This is a genomic window from Terriglobia bacterium (assembly GCA_020073185.1).
Classification (GTDB): domain Bacteria; phylum Acidobacteriota; class Terriglobia; order Terriglobales; family Acidobacteriaceae; genus JAIQGF01.
Map to the genome: position 1 here is coordinate 1 of JAIQFT010000026.1, position 24,468 is coordinate 24,468.

Annotated in this window: 20 protein-coding genes; 7 read left to right on the top strand and 13 right to left on the bottom strand. The window is 61.5% G+C overall.

What is annotated here, in order from left to right; all coding sequences use genetic code 11:
- Together LAN64_11160 and LAN64_11165 are read right to left on the bottom strand one after the other, a co-directional pair.
- Positions 1 to 499, bottom strand: a 499-nt coding sequence (locus LAN64_11160) for a DNA-binding response regulator (protein ID MBZ5568395.1), incomplete at its 3' end; no start/stop codon positions are given.
- A complete protein-coding gene (locus LAN64_11165) occupies positions 499 to 834 on the bottom strand; it encodes a PilZ domain-containing protein (GenBank protein ID MBZ5568396.1) in 336 nt (111 codons plus the stop codon). The genes LAN64_11165 and LAN64_11160, both read right to left, overlap by 1 nt.
- Before the next feature lie 162 nt (positions 835 to 996).
- Here LAN64_11165 and LAN64_11170 point away from each other — a divergent pair, with 162 nt between their 5' ends.
- From LAN64_11170 to LAN64_11180, 3 genes are read left to right on the top strand one after another with little or no spacing between them, the layout of a single operon-like run.
- Entirely contained in the window at positions 997 to 3,303 is a 2,307-nt protein-coding gene (locus LAN64_11170) for a protein kinase (protein ID MBZ5568397.1), read from the top strand.
- Positions 3,221 to 4,177, top strand: a complete 957-nt coding sequence (locus LAN64_11175) for a hypothetical protein (GenBank protein MBZ5568398.1) — start codon at positions 3,221 to 3,223, stop codon at positions 4,175 to 4,177. Before LAN64_11170 ends, LAN64_11175 begins: the two co-directional genes overlap by 83 nt.
- Before the next feature lie 26 nt (positions 4,178 to 4,203).
- A complete protein-coding gene (locus LAN64_11180; GenBank protein ID MBZ5568399.1) occupies positions 4,204 to 4,728 on the top strand; it encodes a hypothetical protein in 525 nt (174 codons plus the stop codon).
- Positions 4,729 to 4,900: 172 nt separating this feature from the next.
- Here the strand turns inward: LAN64_11180 and LAN64_11185 are convergent, their stop codons facing one another.
- The 3 genes from LAN64_11185 to LAN64_11195 form a co-directional block, all read right to left on the bottom strand.
- A complete protein-coding gene (locus LAN64_11185) occupies positions 4,901 to 6,709 on the bottom strand; it encodes a DUF2207 domain-containing protein (GenBank protein MBZ5568400.1) in 1,809 nt (602 codons plus the stop codon).
- A gap of 8 nt (positions 6,710 to 6,717) precedes the next feature.
- Positions 6,718 to 7,269: a LemA family protein gene (locus LAN64_11190; GenBank protein MBZ5568401.1), complete on the bottom strand. Its 552-nt coding sequence runs from the start codon at positions 7,267 to 7,269 to the stop codon at positions 6,718 to 6,720.
- Positions 7,270 to 7,418: 149 nt separating this feature from the next.
- Positions 7,419 to 10,898 carry a glycosyltransferase gene (locus tag LAN64_11195; GenBank protein ID MBZ5568402.1) on the bottom strand — a complete coding sequence of 1,160 codons (3,480 nt, stop codon included), beginning with the start codon at positions 10,896 to 10,898 and terminating at the stop codon, positions 7,419 to 7,421.
- Between the two features lie 208 nt (positions 10,899 to 11,106).
- Between LAN64_11195 and LAN64_11200 the strand changes: the two genes are divergently transcribed.
- Positions 11,107 to 12,504, top strand: a complete 1,398-nt coding sequence (locus tag LAN64_11200; protein MBZ5568403.1) for a glycosyltransferase family 39 protein — start codon at positions 11,107 to 11,109, stop codon at positions 12,502 to 12,504.
- Between the two features lie 62 nt (positions 12,505 to 12,566).
- Here the strand turns inward: LAN64_11200 and LAN64_11205 are convergent, their stop codons facing one another.
- The 4 genes from LAN64_11205 to serS form a co-directional block, all read right to left on the bottom strand.
- A complete protein-coding gene (locus LAN64_11205; GenBank protein MBZ5568404.1) occupies positions 12,567 to 12,788 on the bottom strand; it encodes a hypothetical protein in 222 nt (73 codons plus the stop codon).
- Between the two features lie 194 nt (positions 12,789 to 12,982).
- Positions 12,983 to 13,705, bottom strand: a complete 723-nt coding sequence (locus tag LAN64_11210; protein MBZ5568405.1) for an outer membrane lipoprotein carrier protein LolA — start codon at positions 13,703 to 13,705, stop codon at positions 12,983 to 12,985.
- A 66-nt stretch (positions 13,706 to 13,771) separates the two neighbouring features.
- Positions 13,772 to 14,134, bottom strand: coding sequence for a hypothetical protein (locus LAN64_11215; protein MBZ5568406.1), 363 nt, complete (start codon positions 14,132 to 14,134; stop codon positions 13,772 to 13,774).
- A gap of 97 nt (positions 14,135 to 14,231) precedes the next feature.
- Positions 14,232 to 15,524, bottom strand: a complete 1,293-nt coding sequence (gene serS, locus LAN64_11220; protein ID MBZ5568407.1) for a serine--tRNA ligase — start codon at positions 15,522 to 15,524, stop codon at positions 14,232 to 14,234.
- Between the two features lie 549 nt (positions 15,525 to 16,073).
- Here serS and LAN64_11225 point away from each other — a divergent pair.
- From LAN64_11225 to LAN64_11235, 3 genes are read left to right on the top strand one after another with little or no spacing between them, the layout of a single operon-like run.
- Positions 16,074 to 16,742 carry a hypothetical protein gene (locus tag LAN64_11225; protein MBZ5568408.1) on the top strand — a complete coding sequence of 223 codons (669 nt, stop codon included), beginning with the start codon at positions 16,074 to 16,076 and terminating at the stop codon, positions 16,740 to 16,742.
- 51 nt (positions 16,743 to 16,793) lie between these two features.
- Positions 16,794 to 18,386 carry an alkaline phosphatase family protein gene (locus LAN64_11230; GenBank protein ID MBZ5568409.1) on the top strand — a complete coding sequence of 531 codons (1,593 nt, stop codon included), beginning with the start codon at positions 16,794 to 16,796 and terminating at the stop codon, positions 18,384 to 18,386.
- Entirely contained in the window at positions 18,383 to 19,330 is a 948-nt protein-coding gene (locus LAN64_11235; GenBank protein ID MBZ5568410.1) for a dihydroorotate dehydrogenase, read from the top strand. The genes LAN64_11230 and LAN64_11235 overlap by 4 nt, the downstream gene beginning before the upstream one ends.
- 58 nt (positions 19,331 to 19,388) lie before the next feature.
- Here LAN64_11235 and LAN64_11240 read toward each other — a convergent pair whose 3' ends face one another.
- From LAN64_11240 to LAN64_11255, 4 genes are all read right to left on the bottom strand, one after another.
- The gene (locus LAN64_11240) at positions 19,389 to 20,636 is read right to left on the bottom strand and encodes a hypothetical protein (protein MBZ5568411.1); all 1,248 of its coding nucleotides are present in this window, start codon (positions 20,634 to 20,636) and stop codon (positions 19,389 to 19,391) included.
- A gap of 144 nt (positions 20,637 to 20,780) precedes the next feature.
- On the bottom strand, positions 20,781 to 21,227 hold the full coding sequence (locus tag LAN64_11245) for a hypothetical protein (GenBank protein MBZ5568412.1): 447 nt from the start codon (positions 21,225 to 21,227) through the stop codon (positions 20,781 to 20,783).
- Between the two features lie 3 nt (positions 21,228 to 21,230).
- Positions 21,231 to 22,034 carry an MBL fold metallo-hydrolase gene (locus LAN64_11250; GenBank protein ID MBZ5568413.1) on the bottom strand — a complete coding sequence of 268 codons (804 nt, stop codon included), beginning with the start codon at positions 22,032 to 22,034 and terminating at the stop codon, positions 21,231 to 21,233.
- 441 nt (positions 22,035 to 22,475) lie between these two features.
- Positions 22,476 to 24,188 (bottom strand): alpha-amylase, encoded by a 1,713-nt coding sequence (locus tag LAN64_11255; GenBank protein MBZ5568414.1) that lies wholly within the window; start codon positions 24,186 to 24,188, stop codon positions 22,476 to 22,478.
- Between the last annotated feature and the right edge of the window lie 280 nt (positions 24,189 to 24,468).

A 24,468-nucleotide genomic window follows, 5' to 3' on the forward strand; every position in this document is an offset into this window, starting at 1 on the left:
GTTCGGTGGCGATGTCCTTATTCTTGTAACCCTGCACGATGAGGGCGACGATGCGCAGTTCCTTAGGAGTAAGGCGGTCGCGCACACGCGCGCCGACCATATCGTTCTCCACTTCTTCGGGCGCGAGCATCTGCGGCTGCACCCAGGTTTCGCCCTTGGCAACCTTGTGAACGCATTCCAGCAACGCCGCTCCCGTAACGTTGCGATAGACGACACCGTGCACGCCGGCGCCGAGGTAAGCCTGACCGTTTTCGCCGGTCTCAGCGAGAACGATAAGGCGCGTCTTGCTCTGGGCCGCGGCGTGCATCAGCGCGGACATATCGGGCACGAGATTGGCGGCGAACGCCAGGATGTTGGGACGGAATTTTTCCAGCGACATGGAAACCTGGTCCCAGGACTGCACCTGCGCCACAATGCGGATTTCGTCCTCCACCCCGAGCACCTTGGCGATCCCAGCACGGAAGATTGCCTGCTTGTCTGCGAGGACCATCTTGAGCATCACTTGGCCTCCCGCGGTTTCCGCTGCGGTTTGAATTGATAGCGATCAATCACGCAGGCCACGCCGCGACGCTTTCCCTTGGTCGAGGTATCCACGCGCACCACGCGTCCGCTGCAGTTGACTTCCACGTTGTTGGCCGAGCCGATCACAGGCGCAGGCAGCGTGATCTGGAAATTCAGCTTGGATCCCTCGCGAAACGGCAGCTTGGTGGTGATGTAGACGCCGGCGGCACTCATGTTATTGGTGGTGGCTGCGTGCGAGCGCCCCGAATCGGCCTTCTTGATCTTGACCGGCAGCGACAGCGCAAATCGTCGGCCGGTGCGAGCTTCGGACAAGGGGCCTCCTCCCATGGCTCAGATAAAGTCGTGGAGCCGAGTTGCTGGGGGCGTTATACCACAGCAGGCGCGCAACCCAAAGAATCAAGGCGGAGTCCCGTCCCCGGGGTAGGCAGCCGGGGTGCGTTGACATTGCCCAAGCCCGCTCCTAAGATTCCACGGATGCTCGGCCAGACGATCTCGCACTACCGCATCGTCGACAAGCTGGGGGGTGGGGGGATGGGTGTGGTGTACAAGGCCGAAGACACCCGCCTGAAACGCTTTGTCGCGCTCAAGTTTCTCCCGCCCGAGGTCTGCAGCGACCCACACGCGTTGGCGCGCTTCGAACGCGAGGCGCAAGCCGCCTCGGCACTGAATCACCCCAACATCTGCACGATTCACGACATCGGAGAGGCGGACGGCCAGACTTTCATCGCCATGGAGTTTTTGGACGGGACGACGCTGAAGCACGCGATCACCGGCCGTTCCCTGGACAATGAAACGCTGCTAGCGGTGGCGATCGAGGTCGCCGATGCGCTGGATGCGGCGCACAGCCAAGGGATCATTCACCGCGATATCAAGCCGGCCAATATTTTCCTGACCAAGCGGGGACACGCCAAGGTCTTGGATTTCGGGCTGGCCAAACTATCGCCGCTGGGAAGCAAGGTGGCGCCCGGCACGGCCAGCTCGAAGACGGAATCGCCGACCACGGTCCACTACGAACACCTGACGAGCCCGGGCACGGCAGTGGGCACAGTGGCGTACATGTCACCGGAGCAGGCCAAGGGGAAGGAATTGGATGCGCGCACCGACCTGTTCTCATTTGGAGTGGTGCTGTACGAGATGGCCACTGGAGCGCTGCCGTTTCGCGGCGACACTTCGGCGACGATCTTCGATGCGATCCTGAACCGGCCGCCGGCGTCGCCGCTACGGCTGAACCCCGATCTGCTGCCCAAGATGGACGAGATTATCCGCAAGGCGCTGGAGAAGGACCGCGACCTGCGCTACCAGGTAGCCTCGGAAATACGCGCCGATCTGAAGCGCTTGAAGCGGGAGTCCGATTCCAATCGCACGGCACATATATCGGCCACGGCGACGGGGGTGCCGGCGGCGCCCTCTTCCAGCGCGCAGCAGCACGCCAGCAGCTCGGTGATGCTGGTAGCGAGGCAGCACAAGTGGGGAACAGCGGGACTGGCGCTGGCGGCGATCTTGGTGCTCGCCGCGGCTGGGTTTGGCGTTTACACCTTGTTGCATCGTCGCGGAACACCTCACTTCCGGGACTTCACCGTCAGCCAGGTTACGACCAGCGGCAAGGCCGCGCTGACCGCGATTTCGCCGGACGCGCGTTATGTGCTGACGGTGCTCAATGACAAGGGACTGCAGAGCCTCTGGTTGCGCAACATCCCCACCAACAGCGACACGCAGGTGGTGGCGCCATCCCCGTTGTCATACAAGAGCCTGGCATTTTCTCCTGACGAGAATTACCTCTACTTCATTCGGGCTGGAGACGCCACCTACACATACTTCGATCTGTATCGCGCGCCGGTGCTGGGCGGAACTCCGCAAACCGTGGTGCGCGGCATCGACAGCGACATCGCATTCTCGGTCGACGGGCGGCGCATTGCCTTCGCCCGGCAAAACGTGCCCGAGCCGGGCAAGTACCAGCTCATAACAACCAATCTGGACGGCAGCAACGAAACCGTGCTGCACACGGCGCCGGTGTCGGATTTCCCCAGCTTTATTGCCTGGTCACCCACCGACACGCAGCTCGCCTATCGGGTGTTGAAGCCGGGCAAGGCGCTGGGCGGAATCGAGCTGTTCGACATTGAGAGCGGCAAAACGCGGCGGTTCGCAACCTTCGACGACAAGCTGACGTACGAGCTGAAGTGGCTGCCAGACGGGCGCGGGTTCCTGAGCTTGTATTCGCAGAAAGGGCCCGATTACTACCAGCGAGAGCAGATTGGGTTCTTTGGCTCCGGTGGACAATTCCAACCGGTCACACGCGACGCCAACAGCTACGCGACCCTGACCCTCTCGGCGGACGGCAAAACGCTGGCCACGGTGCAGACCAAGACCACGCATAACCTGTACGTGGTGCCGGGGACAAGCACGCCGGCAACCGAACCGGCTCCGCTGTTGTCTCAAGGCCATTCAGATGTTGCTGCGGAGAATCGATCAACTGGAGGCCAAAGTCGCGCAGTTGGAAGCGGCCCGCGGACAAGCCGGCGGCGCGGGGACGGCGGAAGCGAGCGCGCCAAGCATTGCGGCCGCGCAGGCCCCAAGCGAAATGCCGCCGGATTTGCAGGGCCCAGAGAAAATGGACTTGAACAAAACCTGGCTGCGCATAAGAGGGTTCAGCGATATCACGCTGCACGGCAGCAATCACAGGAACGACGTTCCGGAATGCGTGATTCACACCTGCGCCCCGACCTCCTTCAGCCTGGGACAGGTGAACCTGTTCGTCACCTCGGATATCTCCGAAAAATTTAAGGTCATCAGCGAGATCGTGTTCGAAGCTGGAACCGATAACGTGTTCGGAGTGGATCTGGAACGCATGCTGCTGGAATATTCCTACCGAGACTTCCTGAAGTTGGCGGTTGGCCGGTATCACACGAGCATCGGCTACTACAACACGGCTTATCACCATAGCACCTGGTTTCAAACCACCACGGGACGACCGTTTCTATTCGCCTTCGAAGACCAGGGAGGGATCCTGCCGGTCCACAATGTGGGTGTGTCGGCGTCGGGGGCGATTCCGTCGGGACCCCTTGGATTGCACTATGTCGCGGAGGTCGGCAACGGGCGGGCCTCGCGCTCTCCGCTCAGCGAAGCAGTGCAAAATGTGGTCGATGAAAACGGACACAAAGCGGTCAACCTGGCATTGTTCGCCCGGCCGGACAGCGTCCGCGGATTGCAGGCGGGCTTCTCGGTCTATCGCGATGTGTTGACGCCTGGCGCGCCGGGCCTCGGCGTTGCCCCGGGGCCGGTTGCCGCGGCGCACATCGGCGAGACAATTCTTGCGGCCCACGCCGTGCTGGCGCGGCCTAACTTCGAGTGGCTGAACGAGGCGCTGGTCATTCGCCATGCGCCGCAGGGAACGACGCTGGTGTATCAGACGCCTGGTTTTTACAGCCAGATTTCAAGACGCTTTGGCTCCTACCGGCCTTACTTCCGGTACGAGTATGTGAATTCTCCCGATAAGGAACCGGTGTTCCCGGACGTAGGGTTGCGCAGCGGTCCCTCGGTGGGCCTGCGGTTCGATGCGGCCGAGTCGGTGGCGGTGAAGCTTCAGTATGATTACACCGCATTGCGCCGGCAGCAGGCGATCAGCGCGCTGGGGCTACAGGTAGGATTTACGTTCTAGAAGGTAAGAAGAAAATGTGGCGACGGATGAGTATTCTGTTGATCGCGACCGTCGGGTCTGTGCTGCCGGTGTTACCGAATCATGCGGCAGATGGCGGCGCGCTGGCGGCGGAAGCGCAGACCGCTCCGGAGCATAGCCTGGCGATCATCGTCAACCAATCAAACCCGGTGGAGAATCTCTCCGCGACGGAGCTGCGCAAGGTCTTCATGGGAGAGCGCAGTCACTGGTCAAACGGGCGTCGCATCACACCGGTCATGATGGGCACGGGAACGCTGGAGCGGAAAACCATGCTGCGGGAAATCTACCAGATGAACGAGAAAGACTTCGGCAATCACTTCCTGCACGGCGAGTTTACAGGGGAGGTCTTTGTCTCACCCAGAACGATGGAGACTTCGCTGGAAGTGCGTAAGTTCGTGTTCAACGTCCCGGGCGCGATTGGCTATGTGCGCGCCGCCGACGTGGACTCCTCGGTCAAGGTGGTTCGAGTGGACGGACACCTGCCCGCCGACAAGGAATACAGCCTGCGGGTCATGCTGCGCTCCAGCCGATAACCAGGCTGAATCCGAATTCCTGCTCAGCCTTGATCGCAGGAGCAGTTTCAGAATTGGTGTAGCCGAGAGGAAACACAGAGATCCCTCGACTCGGGTTTCCCGCGCTGGAAAAAACGCGCGGGAGCCCTCCCTCGCTCGGGATGACATCGACTACGCAAAAGATGAAGCGGCTCTAGAAGGCGCCGCCACCACCGCCGCCGCCGCCGCCGCCGGAGAAGCCTCCGCCACCGCCGCCACCACCGCCCCAACCGGAACCGGAAGAGCTGGCGCGGGGCGCGGCGACAAAAGTCTCGTGCGCGGTTTGCGCCATGGTGTGCATGTTGCTGGAGAAGAGGACGGGGTTGAACATACCACTGCCGCCCGGTCCGGCGTACCAGCTCGGCGGCTGTTGCACGATGCCGGCAAAGGCCTGCGCCCAGTTGTGCTCGACCCCGAGAGCCATCGCGTAGGGCAGATATTTTTCAAACGTGTCGGGCGGCATGCGCGCAATGCGGTCGCGGTCGACGCGGTCCATGAATTCCTGGAAGCCGAGAACCTCCACCCGGGTACGCGCCCCGAGCACGGTCTTGCAGGTCATCTGGCGGGCAAAGAGCCAGACGATAACGAGAGAAATCACGATCGAGATCACCGCCAGCAACGGCGAATCGAACAGCGACATCACGCCGGTGAATTGGCCGAGCGCGAAGGGAGCGGCACACACGATGGCGCCCAATAGCGAATATCCCGCCGCCGATTCCGGGTCGAGCCAGTACATCCCCTTGCGCTTGAGGGCGGAGAAGATGTCCTGCTTGATGACGGGAATGGCGGTGTAGAAGCGGTTGCGCAGGCTGGAGAGGTCGGTCTTGGTTCCGCCCCAGAAAATGTTTTCCAGCATGACGCGTTCGAACGGCGCCAGCTCCGACCACTGCGAGTTCGGCTTCAGCAGGTGGAAGACGTAGTCCTTGCCGTGATGGAAGAAGCCGGGGATTTCAACCTGCTCGATCTTGAGGTAGCCGCGGACGGCGAGATCGACGATGGTGGAGGTGATGTCGCGGGGATCGAGGCTGTCGTCGAGCAGCGTGCCCGCCTCCGCCGGGGTCATGTCTTTCGGCGGCTCGTACATGGGGGCGACGGAGCGCCCGGGGTCGGGATCACGGCCCTTGTAGTACCAGAGCGTGAACATCACCAGCAATGACCAGAACGGAAGGAAGACGGCGGGATTGCTGCGCAGGAACCAGCCGAGGCGAGTCAAGAGACCGGGCTGATGGAGGATGCCCTTGGGGATGTAAACGTCCACGGTCAGGCCGCCGCGCATGGGCAGCGGGTTGGTGGTTTCAAACTCGACGTGCGAGCCTTTGACGTCGGCGGTGGCCTCGTGGCTGGTGGAGCCGTAAAAGCCGGTGAAGGCCTGCGCGCGCAGGCCGCCGGCCGCCGAGTCGGGAAGCGAGACCAGGGCGGAGGCGTGGTCGATCGGGACGGGCCAGTCGTTGCCGGTGACGTTCCAGTAAAACTCGTCGTGATCGTCAAAATAGCGGAGGGCGTTGGGAGAGCTGTAAGTGACGAGGACGGTCTTGGTGGTGTTCAGCGCGCCGGGAATGTAGATCTTGATCTTCTTGTTGGGGCCGTCGCGGCTGACTTCGTATTTCAGCGGCCGCTCATTTTCGTCGGTGACAGCCTCGACCTTGAGGAAGAGCGAGTAGTTGGTGCCGCCGGGTCCGGGATACTCGACCGGGATGCTGCGCCAGATGCCGTTGTATTGCCCGACGAAGACGAGCGTGATGTGCTCGGTGATGGTGGCGCCGCCGTGGTCGTCGATGGCGACGGTGGAGTGGAAGTCGGCGATGCGCCAATTGCGGGCGAGCGCAGGGGTCGCGAGGCAGACGAAGAATGCGAGCGCGAGGAGGAAACACCAGGTCCTTCGACTCGGACGCGTTAACCCACCGCACAAACCCGGCGAGGCGCCGGGGGCTACAGCATAGGCGTTTGAGGTCGCTTCCCGCATGGTGACGCTCAGAACTTGACGCTGGGGACTTCACGGTCCGCAGGCGTTTCCAATTCGAAGAACTGGCGCGGCTGGAAACCGAACGATCCGGCAAACATGTTGGCCGGGAACGTCTGGATGCGCGTGTTGTAATCGCGCACCACGGCGTTGTAGTAGCGGCGCGAGTTCTGGACGTCGTTTTCGATGTCGGACAGCGACTTCTGCAGCGCCATGAAATTCTCGTTGGCGCGGAGCTGTGGGTAGGCCTCGGCCACGGCGAACAGCGACTTCAGCGCCATGGTGAGCTGACCTTCGGCCTGAGCCCGTTCCGCCGGAGCGGTAGCCGACATGGCCGCCGAACGCCACTTGGCGACGTTTTCAAACGTGCCCTTTTCGTGCGCGGCGTAGCCCTTAACGGTTTCGACCAGGTTGGGGATCAGGTCGTGACGGCGCTTGAGCTGCACGTCAATGTCGGACCAGGCCGAGTCGGCACGGATCTTGAGTTGCACCAGGCTGTTGTAGAGGCCGATGAGAATGCCGGCGATAACGACGATTACGACAACCAGGATGATCAGGCCCATGTCGCCTCCTTGGCGTGCAGTGGGATCAGGAATTGCAGTGCCTATGATACCCGTGCGGTGAAAAAAACGGGGGCGGAAGTCGTAATCGGTAGTCAGTAGTCGGTAGTCTGGAGCGGAAGCCGGCCGAACTACGAGTTACGGACTACCACCTACCGCCCCACGCCCGCATAGGGCATGGCGGCGGTGCGCTCCAGTTTGTCCCAGTTGAAGGCGCGACCGGTCATAGCGCGCTTCAGGGTCTTGATGAGCACGATGGAGAACAACTGGCGGTAGGCGAAGCGCTGCAGCCAGACGTGGAGCAAAAGACTGATGTCTTCGCGGTTGTCGGCGGTGCGGCGCTCGAGGGCGAAGGCAAGAGCGGAGGCGATGAAGTCAATGACGAGGAACATGGCGAAGTAGGTGACGAGCTTCTCGAAACTGCGGAAGTCCGCGGTCTCGGGATGGAAATAGCGGTCGAGCAGGTACATGAAGGCGCCGTAGGCGAACATCAGGTCAATGAAGGGGGACACCAGCGGCAGCAGGATCTGGAAGATGACAATGTTGGGGAGCGCCACCCAGCCGAGCACGCCCTTGCGGCCGAAGGCAGCACGGTGCTTATACACCGATTGCATGATGCCGAAGGACCAGCGGAAACGCTGACGCATCAGGTCGCTGGCGTTCATCGGGGCCTCGGTGTAGGCCAGCGCGCGGTCTTCGTAGGTGACGCGGTAGCCGCGCTGCAGCAGGGCCATGGTGAGATCGGCGTCTTCGGCGACGGTGTCGATGTGGAAGCCGCCGGCCTCGCGCACCGCGGAGGCGCGCCAGGCGCCGATCGCTCCCGGCACCACGCTGACCGCGCCCAGTACGTTGAGCGCGCGGCGTTCGAAGTTCTGGCTGGTGACGTATTCCAGCGCCTGCCAACGCGTCCAGAGATTAACGCGGTTTCCGACCTTGGCATTGCCGGCGACGGCGCCGACGCGCGAATCGAGAAAATGCGGAACCAGACGCGAAATGGCGTCTCGGGCGATGACCGTGTCGGCGTCAATGCCGACGAAAATCTCCTCGCGCACAAATTCCAGGCCGTAGCTGAGGGCCTCGGCCTTGCCGGTGTTGGGCTTGGTGAGGACGGTGACAAGGCCATTGCGGATTTCGGCGGCGAAGGCGTTCTGCGTGACTTCAAGCGTGCGGTCGGCGGAGCCGTCGTCCACTACGATGACGCGCAGTTGGGGATAGTCAGAGTCGAGGGCGGCGCGAACGGTGCGCTCGATCACTTTTTCTTCGTTGAATGCCGGAATCAGGACTGCGACAGCGGGCTTGAAGGCCTGCGCGGCGGTGATCTGGGTCGAGTCGCGCTGGCTGATCGCGTGGCGGAAGCGGTCGAAGATGGCGAGCGCGCCGACCAAGAACAGGCGGGCCGACATGAGCACGTCGCCGAGAAAGAAGATGACGACGATGGCGGCGCCGATGACGCCGAACATCCAAAAACCGAAGCTGTCGATGCGCGCCGACCAGCGCTCGTTGGGCGCCAGCGGCACCATGACTTGGTTGTACGGCTTCCCCAGCAATTGCGAGACGGGGACGATCTGGTAGCCGCGCTGGCGCAGGGCGTCAATGATCAGGGGCAGCGCCTTCACGGTTTGAGTGCGATTGCCACCGCCATCGTGCAGCAGCACGATGTTGCCGCAGCGCATGTCGTCGGGATCGCAGGGCGGCAGGTGGGCCATGACTTCGGCGGCGATCTGCGCCGCCGGCGGGTCCTGCCAGTCGTGCGGGTCAATCTTGTCGCCGACAGTTATGTAGCCCATCTGCTGCGCGATTTCGAGCGGGCGCACCTGATCGGCGGTGTCGGGTTCCTGGTCAATCGAATAGGGCGGGCGGAACAGCAGGGGCTTGACGCCGATGCGGCTGGCGAAAAAGCGTTCCGCCAGGTTCAGCTCCACGCGCATGTAACCCTTGCGGATGTTGCTGATGTCGGGATGGGTGAAGGTGTGGTTGCCGATCTCGTGGCCCTCGGCGTAAATGCGCTGCGCTAGTTGCGGGTACTTCTCCGCCTGGATGCCGATCAGGAAGAAGGCGGCTTTGGCGTTCTTCTGCTTGAGCACATCGAGAATTTTCGGGGTCCAATCGGGATCGGGGCCGTCGTCGAAGGTGAGCACGATCTGCTTGGCATTGGCGCCGTACTGGTCGATCTGGTAGGGCTTGGGCAGCACGGTCATCTTCTCGTCGGTGATCAGGCCAGTGGAAGGGTCGAGGGTAAAGGTGCGCTCGCCGGAGGCGGGCTGGCTGCCGATGCGGATGACCTCGCCCGCGCCTTCCATGTCCACGTCCTGTCCGGGCGGGACGAGGCGCAGGTCCTGCACCACACCGACTTTGCCGGGAAGATCGAACACCGGCCAAAGCGAGCGGTCTTCCGAACCGAGCCGCCACAGGGCGAAGGTGTTGATGCCCAGCTTGACGGCGGCACGCATCTGGTTGAGCGCGGTGACGCCGTCGAGAAACCAGACGTCGTGGCGCTTGCCGTTTTCGTCTTCATAGGCGAAGTGCGGGTTGAGGCTGTCGGGATCGAAGCTGATCTGGGCGTCGGAATCGGAGGCGCTGAGCCAGGCTTCCTGATTGTCAATGCTGCGCGCACTATCAACTTTCGGCTTGCCCTTCTTCTGCTGCACCAGCGACCAGTCGTAACCGTAGCTGCCGATGGCGCAGATGAGCTTGTCTTTCGGAATGAGCTTGAGGGCGTCGACGAGATTCCTGGTGAACCATTCCTGGGAGGCGATGGGGCCGGCATCGCCACCCTGAAAGTGCTCGTCGTAATTCATCAGGATGAGGCCGTCGGAATGCGCCGCCAGGAAGCTGTAATCAAAGTCGTCGTCGTTCACCGGGACGGCGATGTGCAGCTTCATGCCGCGGGCCTGCAGGTCGGAGTGCAGTTCGTCCACAAGCTGGCGGAAGCCGGGCTGCGCGGAGCGCGGGAAGCCTTCGAAGTCGAGGGTCAGGCCCCTGTAGTTGTCGCTGGCGAGAAACAGCCCCACCTGGCGGCGAAAGGCGGCGCGCGACTCGGCGGTGTTGAGGAAGGAGTCGATGCCGGAAATCCACTGGTTGCGCGTGGGGTCGAAGTTGTTAACCAGCGGCAGAACTTCGCTGTCGGCGTCCTCGTCCTTGAGGAGCTTCATCACCGGCCGTTCTTTGTCATCCGGACTGTGAATGGTGTTGCCCTGCACGACGTCAAACAGCTTGAGTTGCGGATCAACGGCCTGGATGCGCCCGTCTGGGGTGAGCACGTGCAACCACTCGGGATAGAGGATGTCAATCTGGCGGACGTACTCGCGCAGCGACGAGTAGGAGGCGGCGTCCCAGGTGACGTAGAAGGCGGCGCGTACGCCTTCGCCGGAATTGAGCACCAGTTCGGTGGGCGGCTTCTTCGACTTGGTGGTGACCCGGCGCGCCTTCGGGCGCTTGCGCTCTTTCTCTTTCAGCGCCTTGTACGGGCGGTGCTGTTCCGGGAGTAACAGGGTGGTCAGGCTGACGCCGCTGAGCGCGCTTACCAGAAAGAAAACGATCAGCAGCGAGACGGTCAGGCCCAACACGTCCATCAGCCGGCGGAGACGCTTCCACCGTTTGCGCTGGGGATCGTAGAAAATGGGCATGGCCATCGGCTTTGACAGCTTTCATCCTAGAATGACGGCAGACGTCTCCGCACACCCATGATAAATGGGGCGCCGGAAACCCGGTGGCCGACCGGGTGCGGGTGGCGGTGTCACCCAGAGAGTCCCTAACTACTGAATGCAGAATACCACCAAAACGAGTGCCGACCGCGGCTTCCGCGGGCTATTGCAGTCGCACCGGCGGTGGTATTCAGGAATGGCGGTGGGAGCACTGGCGCTGCGCCTGTTTTTTGTGCTGCGCTTTCCAACGGTCACCCCCGACGGCATCATCTACGCCGACCTGACCAAGAACTGGCTGCTGCACGGCGTCTACGGCATGAGCGGAACGGGGCTATCGCCCAGCTTGATCCGCATGCCCGGATATCCAGCATTCCTGGTGGTGCTGTTCGCGGCTTTCGGCATCGATCATTACAACGCCATCCGATTTGCGCAGGTACTCATTGATCTTGGCACCTGCCTGGTTACGACCGACCTGGCGCGCCGGGTGGTGGCAAATTCGTTGCCCGTGGAATCGTCGCAGCGGGCGGCACGATGGGCATTCGCGCTCACCGCGCTCTGCCCATTTCTCGCCAACTACACCGCCGTGCCGCTAACGGAAACCCCGGCGACTTTCCTGGCGGCGCTGGCTTTGGATCTTGCCGTCACAGCGCTACAACGTGAGGAAGCCGGTGGCGCGAGCGTGCGTTTGTGGGCCGCGTGCGGGCTGGCCATAGCGGCGGGCATTTATCTGCGTCCCGACGGCGGCGCGATGCTGATCGCCGTTGGCGGATACCTGCTGTACCGGCTCGGGTGCAAGCTGGAAAGGTCGCGGACGTTGTGGGCGTGCGTCGTGCTGAGCGTTTTCGCGCTGGGACCGCTGGCGCCGTGGACCATCCGCAACTGGCAGGAATTCCACCGCTTCCAGCCGCTGGCGCCCACGCACTCCAGTGAACCCGGGGAGTACTATGCCATCGGCTTTGACCACTGGACGCACACCTGGCTGGTGGACTACGCCTCGGTCGAGGACATCAGCTTCCGCATGGACGGCGAGGAGATTGACCTCGCCACCGTCCCGAATCGCGCGTTCGACAACGACGCCGAGCGCAACCGGACGGCGCAGCTATTCGAGGATTACAACCAGAGCGTCACCATGACGCCACAGCTCGATGCGCAATTCGAGCAACTGGCGCGCCAGCGCATTCAGCGCCGGCCACTGCGCTACTACCTGGAGTTGCCGTTGCTGCGCATCGTCGATCTGTGGTTCCGGCCGCGCACCGAGATGCTGCCGCTCGACTCCCACTGGTGGAGATTCCGCGAAGACGCGCGGGATTTCTCCTGGTCCATGCTGCTGGCCGGCATCAATCTTGTGTTCGTCGTGCTGGCAGGAGTGGGCGCGCTCGGCTGTCGCAAGATTGATTACGCGGGCATGTTGGGAGGCTTCGCCGTGGTCCGCACGGTTATCGTAACCGCGCTCACCTACCCGGAACCGCGATACGTGCTGCAGTGCTATCCGGTGGTGGTAGTGTTTGCAGCTCTCGGTCTGGTCTATCGGTCTGCCGGTCGATTGGTCACAGAGTCTGTCAGCCAGCCCGCCCAAGAATCTGTCCGAAAGTGAAAATCACCGTCGAACCGAACACACTACCGCCGATGGGACGATGGGCCGGAGGAGCGATCAACCTAGATGGTCAGCGGTGAGTCGCTGCTGCGGAAATTGGACTGGAAGTGCTGGAAGATCAAGTCAATCGCCTCGCGATTGGCGTCTTTGTTGCTCTGCGCCAAGTATCGCATAGCTTCGACCAGCAGTCGCTGGCCCTCGACGTAGCGAGGGTCGGACTTGCGGTCACGCTGGTTGCGGCGCGTAGGATCGGGGACAACGGGAATCGTGAAAACTTTTGCCATATTCCTCGGTCTAGGCTGCTTTGGACGCTGCTGGAACTTGCCCATGTTGCCCGTTGACGTGGAAACACCCCACGCGTAAGAAGGCAGTATAAGCTGAGAACAAGTTCGGTTCCACAAAAGAATTCAGCGCCGCACGGATACCATGTCTCGTTTTGCAACAGTCTCGGCGAGTCCCGGAATGAATCGGCTCACGATCATCCCTGTGGACGCACAAACTTGGTTTTTCCCGTGGTCTTCAGTTTGAAGACATCGTCGGGTATGTTCTGGTTGAGTTTGATGTTGCTGTACTCGGCAAGACGATAGTCTCCGCTGGGCTCGATGAACTGCTGCCGCACCGAGACGCCGCGCGCCGGATCGATCCACAGAATAATCTGCTGAAACATGTTGTGGACCTTGACTGACTTCGGCACCAAGGTCAGCTTGGCGGTCTCCACGCCGTCCAGGTTTTCCGTGCCGTCGTAGCGTATGTCGAACGATTTCTGGAGGTCGTGGCCGCGCCCGCCAAACCCGATTACCAGGAAACTCTCGAACTCCGCTTTGTTCTTGCCTGCGCTGTACTCGGTCACCTGCTCGATCGTGGGCTGATAAACCTGGACCTTGCCGCCACTGAAGAGCACGTACTTCTTCGCCGGCTCGGTGATGTCGGAGGCCATCTGCACCTCGTTTCCGGAGCGGCGATAGTAGATGGCGCCTTTTTGGAAATCGTGGTCCTGGATCACCCGCGTGAACTGGTCCCAGACAAAATTGGCCTCGGCGGACTTGAAGCCGGCGGCGGCGCGATCCATGGAGGTCAGAACCGCTTCGAGATTGCCGGCGGAGGCTTTGGCCTGGGCCAGCGCGGCCGGATTCGCCGCCTGTGCGAGACACGCGGCCGCATACAACATGCACAGCAATACGGAACAAATGTGCCGCTTCATCCTCATCGTCTTAAATCACACTCATGAGCTGCCACCAATATTGCCGGACTCAGAACTCACAACCTGTCACCGCGACACCCAAACCTTGTAGCCGACGAGGCGGCCGCGGGCATCGCGCACCGGCTCGAACTTGGTGATGTCTACCTCGCCGGCGATAGGCTCGATGATGCGTAGCAGGTCCGTCTCGATGGCCGCCGGATCACCGCCGTGCACGACCGAGGCATCCACCTGGTAGATGAAGCCGCTCTGCCCGTCGGGAAATACGATTACTTCGGTTTGATGCGGGGTGCGCTCGATGGGTTTGTCCTTGAAGTTCACCCAGTACGGCGCGACGAAGATGAATACGAGGATCAGGGTGACCATCACGTCGTACTGCATGCTGCCCCGTTCGTAGGTCCAAAGGATGTAGCCGCGGATTGTCTTCAGAATGCGCGACATGGCGGTTGGCGGTTGGCGGTTATCGGTTATCAGTTCGCGGTTTGTTTAACTCTAGACGCTTGAAACTGAAATTGGAAACTGAAACTCTTTAAAACTTCTTCGGCGTGATGCGGTCCGTTCCCATGTAGGGCCGCAACGCTTCCGGGATCAGCACGCTGCCGTCGGCCTGCTGGTAATTCTCCAGGATCGCCAGCCAGGTGCGGCCGATCGCCAGCCCGCTGCCGTTGAGCGTGTGCACAAACTCGGTTTTGCCCTTGCCTTCCGGGCGCCACCGGATGTTCGCCCGCCGCGCCTGGTACGCCTCGAAGTTCGAGCAGGAAGATATCTCGCGGAACAGTTGCTGGCCCGGCAGCCAGACTTCGATGTCGTAAGTTTTCGCGGCGGAAAATCCGATGTCGCCGGTGCATAGCGCCATCACGCGATAAGGGAGCCCCAGGCGCCGCAGCACTTCCTCCGCATTGGCGGTGAGTTTTTCCAACTCGTCGTACGACGTTTCCGGCCGCGCGAACTTTACCAGCTCAACTTTTTGGAACTGATGTTGCCGGATGATGCCGCGCACATCCTTGCCGTAGCTGCCGGCTTCGCTGCGAAAGCACGGCGTCCAGGCAGTCAGCTTCACCGGCAGGCGGGCGGCGTCGAGCACTTCGTCGCGATAGAGATTGGTGACTGGCACTTCCGCGGTAGGAATCAAGTAGAGATTCTTATCGCCGTGCGGAACCTTGAACAGGTCGGCCTCGAACTTGGGCAATTGGCCGGTGCCGTACATCGAGTCGGCATTGACCATGAACGGTGGCAGCACCTCGGTGTAGCCGTGCTCGCGGGTGTGCAGATCGAGCATGAAGTTGGCGAGCGCGCGCTCCATGCGTGCGCCGAGGTCCCAGTACACCACGAAACGCGCACCGGTCAACTTGGCGGCACGCGCCAAGTCAAGAACACCTAACTGCTCGCCGAGTTCCCAGTGCGGCTTGGGCGTGAAATCGAATTGCGGGGGTGTGCCCCAGCGGCGCACTTCGACGTTCTCGTCCGCGCTGTGACCGACGGGCACGCTCTGGTGGGGCAGGTTGGGGATGGTCTTGAGGATGTCCTGCATCTCGGCCTCGGCAGCGGCCGACTGTTTCTCCAATGCAGCGACTTCCTCGCGGACGCGGCGCATCTCGGCGATCTGCGCCGAGGCGTCCTGCTTCTCTTTCTTGAAGCGGGCAATATCCTCCGCGGCCTTGTTCTGCGCGGCGCGCAGGCGCTCCATGTTGGTGATGAGCTCGCGGCGGCGCGCGTCCACCGCGGAAAAGTCACGCAGCACCTCCTCCGGGTTCATGGCCCGGTCGCGCAGCTTGCTTTCAATCAGCGGGAGGTTCCCCCGCACGAAATTGAGGTCGAGCATAAACTCACTAGAGCTTGGTTCAAAAATCCATTTTGAGGGTAACACCCAATTCCCTCAGGGGCCAAAGCCCAGTGTTTTTGGGGCTCGGAGCGGCCCGGCGGAAGCCGGGCCACTTCAAAAGAACCCATTTTGGAAACACGCTGGCTCTGTTGAGATCCTCGCAGAAAGCAAGTTTCACTTCGTACCGTCCCTACGGGACTCTGGGTATTTCAAAGGCAGCTTTCCCGGCACTTGCGTGCCGGGCTCGGTTCTGTCGCCCCTGCGGGGCTGAGGCCACGCAGTCCGCAGGGATGCCGCAGCTCGAACGAAAAGGACGTCAACAAAGCCGAACACGCTCTAGTTTATCAGGAGGTCAATGGGTCAGTGTGTGAGCCTGCGTTGTGCCACACGCGCTCGCGTATAGCTACAATACATGGTGTGACCGGGCGATTCGTGATCGCGATATTGGTCGTCTGCTCAGCCTGCGCCATGGCGCAAGAGTGCGCACAGGTTACACGCGACGGCGATCAGATTACCATCGTGGCCGATACGTGGCGCCCGTTGCACGCCGTGGCGAAGACCCTGGCGGACCGATTCGGTATCCTGATCAGCGCCGAAGATCCGGACCAGCGATCTCCCGCCGACCTGACCGACAGGACGGACAAAGCGCCTGCAGCGTGGAAAGCCGCCCACCCTGAGACCCGCGTCTACGACCTGAAACGTTGGCGCCTGGAGATTCGATTCCTCGCGCCCGAACATGAGACTCTGCATGACGTTCCTGCCGTCTTGCAGCAGGTCGCCGACGCCGCCAATGTACTCTCCCCTTACGGGTATCGCCTGGACCGCAACGGAGAATTTGCGGCACTTGTGCCAACCCGGACGCGTAATGAAGCAGGAGAAATCGTAGAGAGAGTCGCACTGCTGGATCGCCACATCACAATTCCGGTTGGCGCTCGCAGAATTGCGGATGTCGGAAACATGCTGGCGAAACAATTATCGGAACAGGCTGGCCTTCGTGTCGCGTGTTGCCAGATGTACGTCGCCGGAATTCCGTGGGGAATGGCAGAGGTGTCGTTCGAAGCCCGCGACGAACCTGCACGGAAAGTGCTCGAGCGGCTGATCCGACTTGAGGAGCAGTCGACAAATCCAAGTTCAATCTACTATTGGTTTCTCACTTGCGATTCGCAGTACTGCTTTATAGAAGTTCAGCGAAGATTCTCGGGACGCTGCGGGCGCTAAAGAGCCTGCGTCTTGTTGCGGCAACACTGACAGGCTGTAAACTAGGGCGCGATGAAGAGCCTGAGAATCTGTGCGCTCCTGCTACTCTTTCTGGTCATCAGCGGCACGGCGCTGGCCACCGCCTATAACGCGCAGCCGAAGCTGGTGGTCATCGTCATCATCGATCAGTTTCGCGCCGACTATCTGGAACGCGCGCACGACCAGTTTGGCCCTGCCGGATTGCGGCTGCTCACCGAGCGCGGCGCGTACTTCGCCGATTGCAACTACGATTACGCCAACACGGAGACCGCGCCCGGACACGCCACCCTGCTCACCGGGGCTTACAGCGACCGCCACGGCATCCTCGCCAATGAAATGTGGAGAGAAAAAGACGATCGCTGGATCACAGCCGTCAGCGACGACAACGTTCGCGTGGTCGGCATGCCCGGCGCCGCCCCCAGCGCATCGCCGCATAACTTGCTGAGCGAAACCCTGGGCGATGAGTTGAAGATGTCCACCCAGAATCGCTCGCGCGTGTACACCGTCTCGCTGAAAGACCGCGCCGCGGTACTCACCGGCGGCTTCTCCGCCGACGGAGCGTTCTGGATCGAGCCGCTCAGCGGCACATGGATTTCATCGAGCTTCTACATGAAGGAGCTCCCGAAGTGGGCGCAGGATTTCAACGCCAGCGGGCGCGCCGCAAAATACTGGAACCGGGATTGGAAAGACGCGGGCGGCAGTGTCCTGCAGCACACCACGCGCGAATCCAATTCGCAGTTCTATTACGTGATCGGCGGCACCGGTTTCGGCAACGAGTACGAACTCGATTTTGCGCGCGCCCTGGTGACCAACACCAACTTGGGCGAGGGCCCCGCCACCGATCTGCTTGTCGTGAGCCTTTCGCCCAACGACATTCTCGGCCACCGTGTTGGGCCCGACTCTCCGCAGATGCAAGCCATGTGGCTGGAGATGGACCGTCAGTTGGCGGACTTCTTCGCCTTCCTGGGCCAGCGGATTGGATTGGCGAATGTGTGGCTCGTGCTCAGCTCCGACCACGGAGTCGCGCCCGTCGCGGAGGAGATCCGGGACAAGGACCGCATCGACGCCAAGAGAGTCGATGTTCCTCCCCTGATTGCCAGGCTGAATGTCGCCATTTCCAAGCGTCTGAATCGCCCCGCATCGGAGTTTGTTCATTCCAGCGACTACGAGTTCGAGCACCTCTACCTGAGTGAAGGCGCATTTATGGCCAGCAAACTCAAAGAGGCGGATGCCGAGCGAATCGTCGGCGAGGAGTTGCTCAAGCTCGGCTACAGCAGCTACTTCACCAAAACGCAGTTGCAGGCAGGCCAGGTACCGCCGAACGAAACCGGGCGCCGCATGCTGCACAGCTACGCTCCGGTCGCCGGATGGTGGGTGCTGGGATTGCAACCGCCGTTTGCCCTGCCGGCGAATCTCGGCACTTCGCATGGCTCTCCTTATTTCTACGACACACATGTCCCGCTCGCGTTTTTCGGCGTTCCCTTTCAGGCGGGCGTGTATCGCGGACACTGCGAGCCGGTGGACATGGCCGCGACCCTGGCTTCGATGCTGGGAATCAATGCGCCGTCGAAAGCGATCGGGCGCGTGCTCACCGAAGCGCTGCGCCCGCGCGAGGACGCGCGATGAGCAGCACGCCCCGGCGCGTCAGCGGCCCGCCGGACCTAAGCGTCAGCTTCGCCGGCGTTCAGCTCAAGAACCCGGTGATCGCCGCCAGCGGGACCTTCGGCTACGGCGTCGAGTTCGAAGATATCGTCACCCTGCAGAAGCTGGGCGGGTTCGTAGTCAAGGGCCTGTCGCGCGAACCCATGCCGGGCAACCCGCCGCCGCGCCTGTTCGAGACCGCCGCCGGCATGCTGAACTCCATCGGACTGCAAAATATCGGGGCACGAGCCTTTGTCGAGGAGAAACTACCGCCCCTGAACAAAGAGAAAAACATCGCGGTCATCGCCAACGTCTTCGGCTATACGCGGGAGGACTACGAGGCGGTGATCCGCATCCTCAACGAAGGCGAGGGCATAGCCGCCTACGAACTCAACGTCTCCTGTCCCAACACCAATCGCGGGGGCATGGTGATCGGCACCGACCCGGCGCTGCTGGAGGAAGTGGTGGCGGCGGCGAAAAAGGCGTCGCGCCGGCCGCTGATCGTGAAGCTGTCGCCCAACGTGACCAACATTCCGCTGATGGCGCGCGCCGCCGAAAACGCCGGCGCCGACGCGATTTCGCTGATCAACACCTTCGTCGCCATGGCCATTGACGCCGAAACCCGTCGCCCGCGCATCTCCCACATTGTCGGCGGGCTCAGCGGACCGGCCATCAAGCCGATCGCTTTGCGCATGGTGTACGAGGCGGTACATGCGGTAGCCATTCCGGTGATCGGCATCGGAGGCATCTCCACTGCCGTGGACGTGGTGGAATTCATGCTCGCGGGCGCGGCCGCAGTCGAGATCGGTACCGCCAGCTTCTGGGACCCGTGCGCTACGGAAAAAATCGTAGACGCGCTGGAAGGCTGGTGCCTGGAACACCGCGTGACGAAGATCACGGAACTTGTCGGCGGCCTGAAAACCGAATAGGCTCTTATCTATTGAGGGGTTCGCGTCGTACCAACGACCATCGACCATCGACAGCTGGTCAATGCTTCATCGCCGGCGGACGGAAGCGCAGAAAAATACGCACTGACACCGGATCGCGCCCGTACACCGGGTCAAGCGCAACCGGCTTGGAGTAGAACATGATATCGGCGCCCAGCCCGATTTGCCCGTATCTGCCCTGTGCCAGATCGCGCACTCCGCCGAAGGTGTACGCACCAATGCGGTAGGAGACTCCGTTCAGCGCGGCGGGAAACAGTTCGTCCTTGTCCACCAGCTCCAGGCGCGTGTAGGCGTAATTGCGGCGCGCGAAATTGAGCGTTGATTCCAGCAGGTAGCTGTTCTGCACGCGCCGCGTCGCCGGCTTGGAATTTCTTCCCCAGATTAGCGTGGTGGCCCAGTTCCCTGCCACCCACGGACGGTTGTACGCCAGCGACGCGGTCTGCCGGTTCACGTTGCCCGCTTCGAGCGCTTCCGGATGCACTAGATGACCATGGCTGTACTGCGCCGCCCAGTTTCTTCCCGGCGCGAAGTTAAGCCGCGCCGACCAGGAATCCAGCGCCGCGAGATCGAAATTGTAGCGGCGCTCATCCGGCTCGCGTCCGTTGAACGCCGAAGCCTCGATCTTGAAGCGGTCAATGACAAAGCCGCTGGTCACCACGCCGTAGCTGATGTGGGTGGAATCCTGCACGTGGTGGCCGAGCGGCGCCGCCGGGTCTTCCGACGCCGAGATGCGATGTGGAAACGCGGCCGGCCCCAGTGCCGGCTCGCCCGCCGGCCCGCCGTACAGCAGCCACGTGACCTTCTCCGACACCGGCACGCTAAGCAGCGCCGATAGTTCGCTGAACACGTCGTGCGGATGCTGATAATTCACCAACGCGCGTCCCCTGTAGGTCTCGCCCGTCTGAAACAGCTCGGGGTAGCCGGGATGCGGCGCGGTCAACGGCTCGGCGGACAGCATCTGCCGCACCTGCAAGGTTGCGGCACCGAGCTTGCGCTCCTGCATCAGCATCAGCCAGTTTTGCGATTCCACCTTGCCCACGCCCAGCGGCCCGCCCTGCTGGTTGTATCCCACGAACAGTTCGCCATGCGCCATCAACTGCCAGCCGCCGAGTGTGCTCATCCACATGTGCAGCGGCGACGATGCAGGAATCCAGCTTGTTCCCGAGGCGGACTGCGCCACCGGCGCCGCCGGCATGTTCATGACCATGCCGGCGTGTTCGTGCTGCATATGCTCGTGGGCGGAAGGCTGGGACGACTGCTGGGCAGCCGACATCGCGGCCAAGACCATCAGGGCAATAACGATATTCGCAGTTCTGACTCGCAACTGCCGATTAGACGCGCAGCGAGCGAAATGGATGCGTGCGGGGTCCCCGGAACGCGCGGTTGGAAGCTCCCCGGAGCGGAGCCGAAGGGCGCGTTCTGGGGTGGGTCGTCAGGATTGGCCGGAGATCTTCAGCCGCAGCTCTTCCGGGATACGCTGACGGATTTCGGGGGGCAGGCGGTCGTGCACGGCGCGGGCGCCGAGGCGCGCCGCGTCCGCCATCACCAGCGGTGCGGGCGTGGCCACCGCGACAATCACCCAGATCAGCGCCGAAAGCGCGAAACCGGCCAGCGCGGCCAACTCCAGCAGCACCGCGTGGCGCGGCTCGAAGTGGTGGATCACGCCGAAGGCAAGCAGGAAAACGCCGGCGGAAATCGCCGTCAGGATGATGAGCGCGACGTCGATGGTGCGGTGCAGCTTGCGCCAGTAGCGGCAGTGCTCGCACTCGCGGAAGTGTTCCTCGTAGTCGCCGCGCATCTCCGGCGTGATGCCGGAAATGTCGTATCGCCACCCGGCGAGGATTGCACCCACGAACTTGTCAGTGCACTGCGGTTTCATGTTCTACAGTCTGATGGGTTCCAGGGGATGATGCTGCGAGGCCAGCAGCAGGCGGTTTCGCAGCAGATCCCGGCGAGGCGCCAGCGCATGCTCGGCCGCTCTGCGCGCCAGGTCAGGATGGTTGTTCAGTTCCGATAAATGGGCCAGCACCAGGAATGCAGCACCTCCATCATAGTCGCCGGCAAAGAATTGCGCGAGAGCCTCGTTCGACAAGTGTCCCACGCGCGACATCACCCGCTGTTTCACCACCCACGGATAGGGGCCGCCGCGCAGCATTTCAACGTCATGATTGGACTCTATGACTAACCCGTCGCAGCCGCGAATGTTGTCCGCCACGCTGGCCGGCAGGTAGCCCAAGTCGGTGACGATGCCGATCTTCACCCCCTCGGCGCGAAAGGCGAAACCCACCGGATCGGCCGCATCATGGGGGATGGTAAACGGCGCGACGGTGATGTCGCCAACCGCGAAGCTGCGTCCGGATTCGAACGTTTCCAGCTTGGTCAAGTGAGGCTTAACGCCTTCGTTCTTGTCGCGCGCCCAGCGCTGCCACGCATGGTAGGTCGCGCCCGTCATGAAAATCGGGATATTCAACCTGCGCGCCAACACGTACAGCCCGGCAACGTGGTCGGAGTGCTCATGCGAGATGATCACGGCCGACAAGTTCAGCAGATGATCGCCCGCCAGCACCATGCGGCGCCCGATCTCGCGGCAGGAAAGGCCAGCGTCCACCAGGATGCGCGTGCGCGAACTGGCCAGCACGCTGCAGTTGCCGCGGCTCCCGCTCGCCAAGACCGTGAGCGACACCATCCCGCAGAGGATAGCGGGAGTACGATGTGGAAAGGGAGTGACAAGAAGGACAACAGTCCCAGATTCAGTCTCAGATTCAGCTTTAGTTTCGTTTGATCCGTGCACCAAAGTGGCCCGCCGATGCGGACCGGCGCTCCAAGCGTAACCGGGTCATCGTCGCAGGATGGACGTTGAGTCTCGGCCGCGGCCCGAGTTCAACTGTCAGCCCGCAGACCGCCGCCAGGAGTTGCCTGTCGTAAGAGCGTGTTGGTCTCGGAGAGTCGAAACTCGATCCCCGCAACTACTTCGTACTGGCTGCGCAGTTCCAGGCTGGAACCGCCTCCCCAGGGCAGTGAATGCCGCGCGCATACGAGTCTACACAGTTCAAATGCTGGTACCCGAGAAGCTGTCCTAGCTTGTGTAAACCGTCATGTCTTTACGACCCTCAACCGGGACCGCCGATTACACAAGGATGACAAATCCAAATGCCGGCAAGTTCAACCGAATGAATCTTGATCGGTCCGCTGCGGCGCCAACGGGGGCTGTGCCGACCCCGCCGTACAAAAAGCGCATTGTCGACCCATCGCCATGCAGCGTTGAGTCCACGATGACGAAATCGTTTCGCGGCTGGCCCGAGACATTGTAGGCGACCAGCACTTCCTGGCCGTAGAGGAGACGTGAGAATGCCAGCGTGTAAGCGGTTCCGAACGGCAAGCCGAAGTGCTGGCCGTCACCCGAGATCTGGCGGTAGTACATGCGGCCAAAGCGCAGGGGCTCATGGCTCCGCATGACTTGAGCGATCTTGGCGATCTCCTGGTAGATACTACAGCTAGTATTGAGCACATTCCTGCCGGGGATCGCTCTGTCGAACATGGCCTCCCGCACCTGGTTGTCGCCGCCCTGGCCGGAAAAGCCCTGCTCGGTGCCGTAATAGATACACGCGGTCCCGAGCGCGCAGAGCAAGAAACCGATCGCGCCGATGACTTGCTCGTCCGGGGCTCCGTTAGCGAAGCGTCCAGAAGGTTGCCAGAAGGAATCGTGGTTGTCGACGAATCTGACCAGGTACCGGCCAATTTCTCCCCGGTTCAAGGCCCGCTGCCGTTGTGCCTCCAAGCGATTGAATAGCGTCTGTGGTCCCTTGAAGCCTTTGAGGACATCTCGTAAAGGCGCGTTGTTTTCGTCACCGTAAACGCCTTCAGCCAGTCGAAAATCGAGGACGGAATCCAGTCCGAAAAAGACCGTGTCGCCGCCATCGGTCACGGAAGTATTCTGCCCGATGTACCGGTTGTAAACGTCGTCATCGGGAGTGGCGACCTCGCCGAACAGGAAAAATGCACGTTTGCCCAAAGAGTAGGCATACTCGCGGATGTTGGAACAAAAGCGCGAACAGGCAACCGCGTTCATGTGCTTGACGGCATCGACGCGGAAACCGTCGACATCGGTCTCGCGAATCCAGTAGCAGTGGGCCTTGATAAGCGCGTTGATCACAGCGGACCCGGTGGCATCATCGTCGTTGGCGTAGTCCTTCAAGCTGTCGATGTCGCCGTGTTCCAGTTCGGGGTAGGCGTCGTAATTCCTGATTCGGCCGCGCCGGTGATACCAGGTTGGGTCGCGCAAATCGGTAGGAAGTGGGCGGTCGTTGCGCCTCCAGAAGCCAAATGGAAATTGCAGGTCATTGAAATAGAAGTATGGATCATCGCCCGGGTAAGCCCAGTTGTCGCCCGAGTGATTGATGACGACATCGAGAATGATGCGCATCGGCCAGGGCTGCCCATTTCTGCGGAAGGCGTGCGCAGCGTTGACCAGGTCAATGAGGTCTTGCTTGGTGCCGAAATTCGGATCTATGTTGAGATAGTTGTTAAGGTTGTATCCGTGGTATGCACCGGGATTGTTCTCGAACACCGGAGAAAGCCATATCGCGGTGCAACCAAGGCCGGCGATATAGTCCAAGTGATCGGTGATGCCTTTGATTTTGCCGCCGTAGAATGCGTCGGGCGTTTGGATTCCCACTGAGCGGTTGGGCTGCAGGACGGGCGCCCGGTGTTGGTCATCATGAAAGCGGTCGACCATGAGGAAGTAAATGAACTCTTCTCGCCATTCGCGCTCGAGAGTGAAGTATTCTTTCCCAGCAATGGGAGTGAGATCGATTTGAGAGATAGACGTGGGGTCAGGCATCGGATGACTCCTCCTTTCGTCTAAGCACTGGCTGACACGGGCGAATCCCGGGGACGCTACCGGCTACTGTACGCGGCGTTAACCTGGGAACCAAAGCTTCTGCCTCCACCCCGTGATAATGCGCAAAGCTGAAGGCATTTCAAGAACACCTCCGGGTTTTCTCGACGTGAAGATGGACGAAGAACTACACCAATTTCATTGAACTGCAACGCAAATTCTGTTTTGTTCCGAAATCGGAACGGGTGACCGGCTCAAGGCTCTCGTGCGTGCTCTCCACGTT

Bases quoted from the DNA above. Each gene is read 5' to 3' on its own strand.
- LAN64_11170 (MBZ5568397.1), top strand. From the start codon at position 997: ATGCTCGGCCAGACGATCTCGCACTACCGCATCGTCGACAAGCTGGGG.
- LAN64_11180 (MBZ5568399.1), top strand. From the start codon at position 4,204: ATGAGTATTCTGTTGATCGCGACCGTCGGGTCTGTGCTGCCGGTGTTA.
- LAN64_11185 (MBZ5568400.1), bottom strand. From the start codon at position 6,709: ATGCGGGAAGCGACCTCAAACGCCTATGCTGTAGCCCCCGGCGCCTCG.
- LAN64_11190 (MBZ5568401.1), bottom strand. From the start codon at position 7,269: ATGGGCCTGATCATCCTGGTTGTCGTAATCGTCGTTATCGCCGGCATT.
- LAN64_11195 (MBZ5568402.1), bottom strand. From the start codon at position 10,898: ATGGCCATGCCCATTTTCTACGATCCCCAGCGCAAACGGTGGAAGCGT.
- LAN64_11200 (MBZ5568403.1), top strand. From the start codon at position 11,107: ATGGCGGTGGGAGCACTGGCGCTGCGCCTGTTTTTTGTGCTGCGCTTT.
- LAN64_11205 (MBZ5568404.1), bottom strand. From the start codon at position 12,788: ATGGCAAAAGTTTTCACGATTCCCGTTGTCCCCGATCCTACGCGCCGC.
- LAN64_11210 (MBZ5568405.1), bottom strand. From the start codon at position 13,705: ATGAAGCGGCACATTTGTTCCGTATTGCTGTGCATGTTGTATGCGGCC.
- serS (MBZ5568407.1), bottom strand. From the start codon at position 15,524: ATGCTCGACCTCAATTTCGTGCGGGGGAACCTCCCGCTGATTGAAAGC.
- LAN64_11230 (MBZ5568409.1), top strand. From the start codon at position 16,794: ATGAAGAGCCTGAGAATCTGTGCGCTCCTGCTACTCTTTCTGGTCATC.
- LAN64_11235 (MBZ5568410.1), top strand. From the start codon at position 18,383: ATGAGCAGCACGCCCCGGCGCGTCAGCGGCCCGCCGGACCTAAGCGTC.
- LAN64_11240 (MBZ5568411.1), bottom strand. From the start codon at position 20,636: ATGGTCTTGGCCGCGATGTCGGCTGCCCAGCAGTCGTCCCAGCCTTCC.
- LAN64_11245 (MBZ5568412.1), bottom strand. From the start codon at position 21,227: ATGAAACCGCAGTGCACTGACAAGTTCGTGGGTGCAATCCTCGCCGGG.
- LAN64_11250 (MBZ5568413.1), bottom strand. From the start codon at position 22,034: ATGGTGTCGCTCACGGTCTTGGCGAGCGGGAGCCGCGGCAACTGCAGC.
- LAN64_11255 (MBZ5568414.1), bottom strand. From the start codon at position 24,188: ATGCCTGACCCCACGTCTATCTCTCAAATCGATCTCACTCCCATTGCT.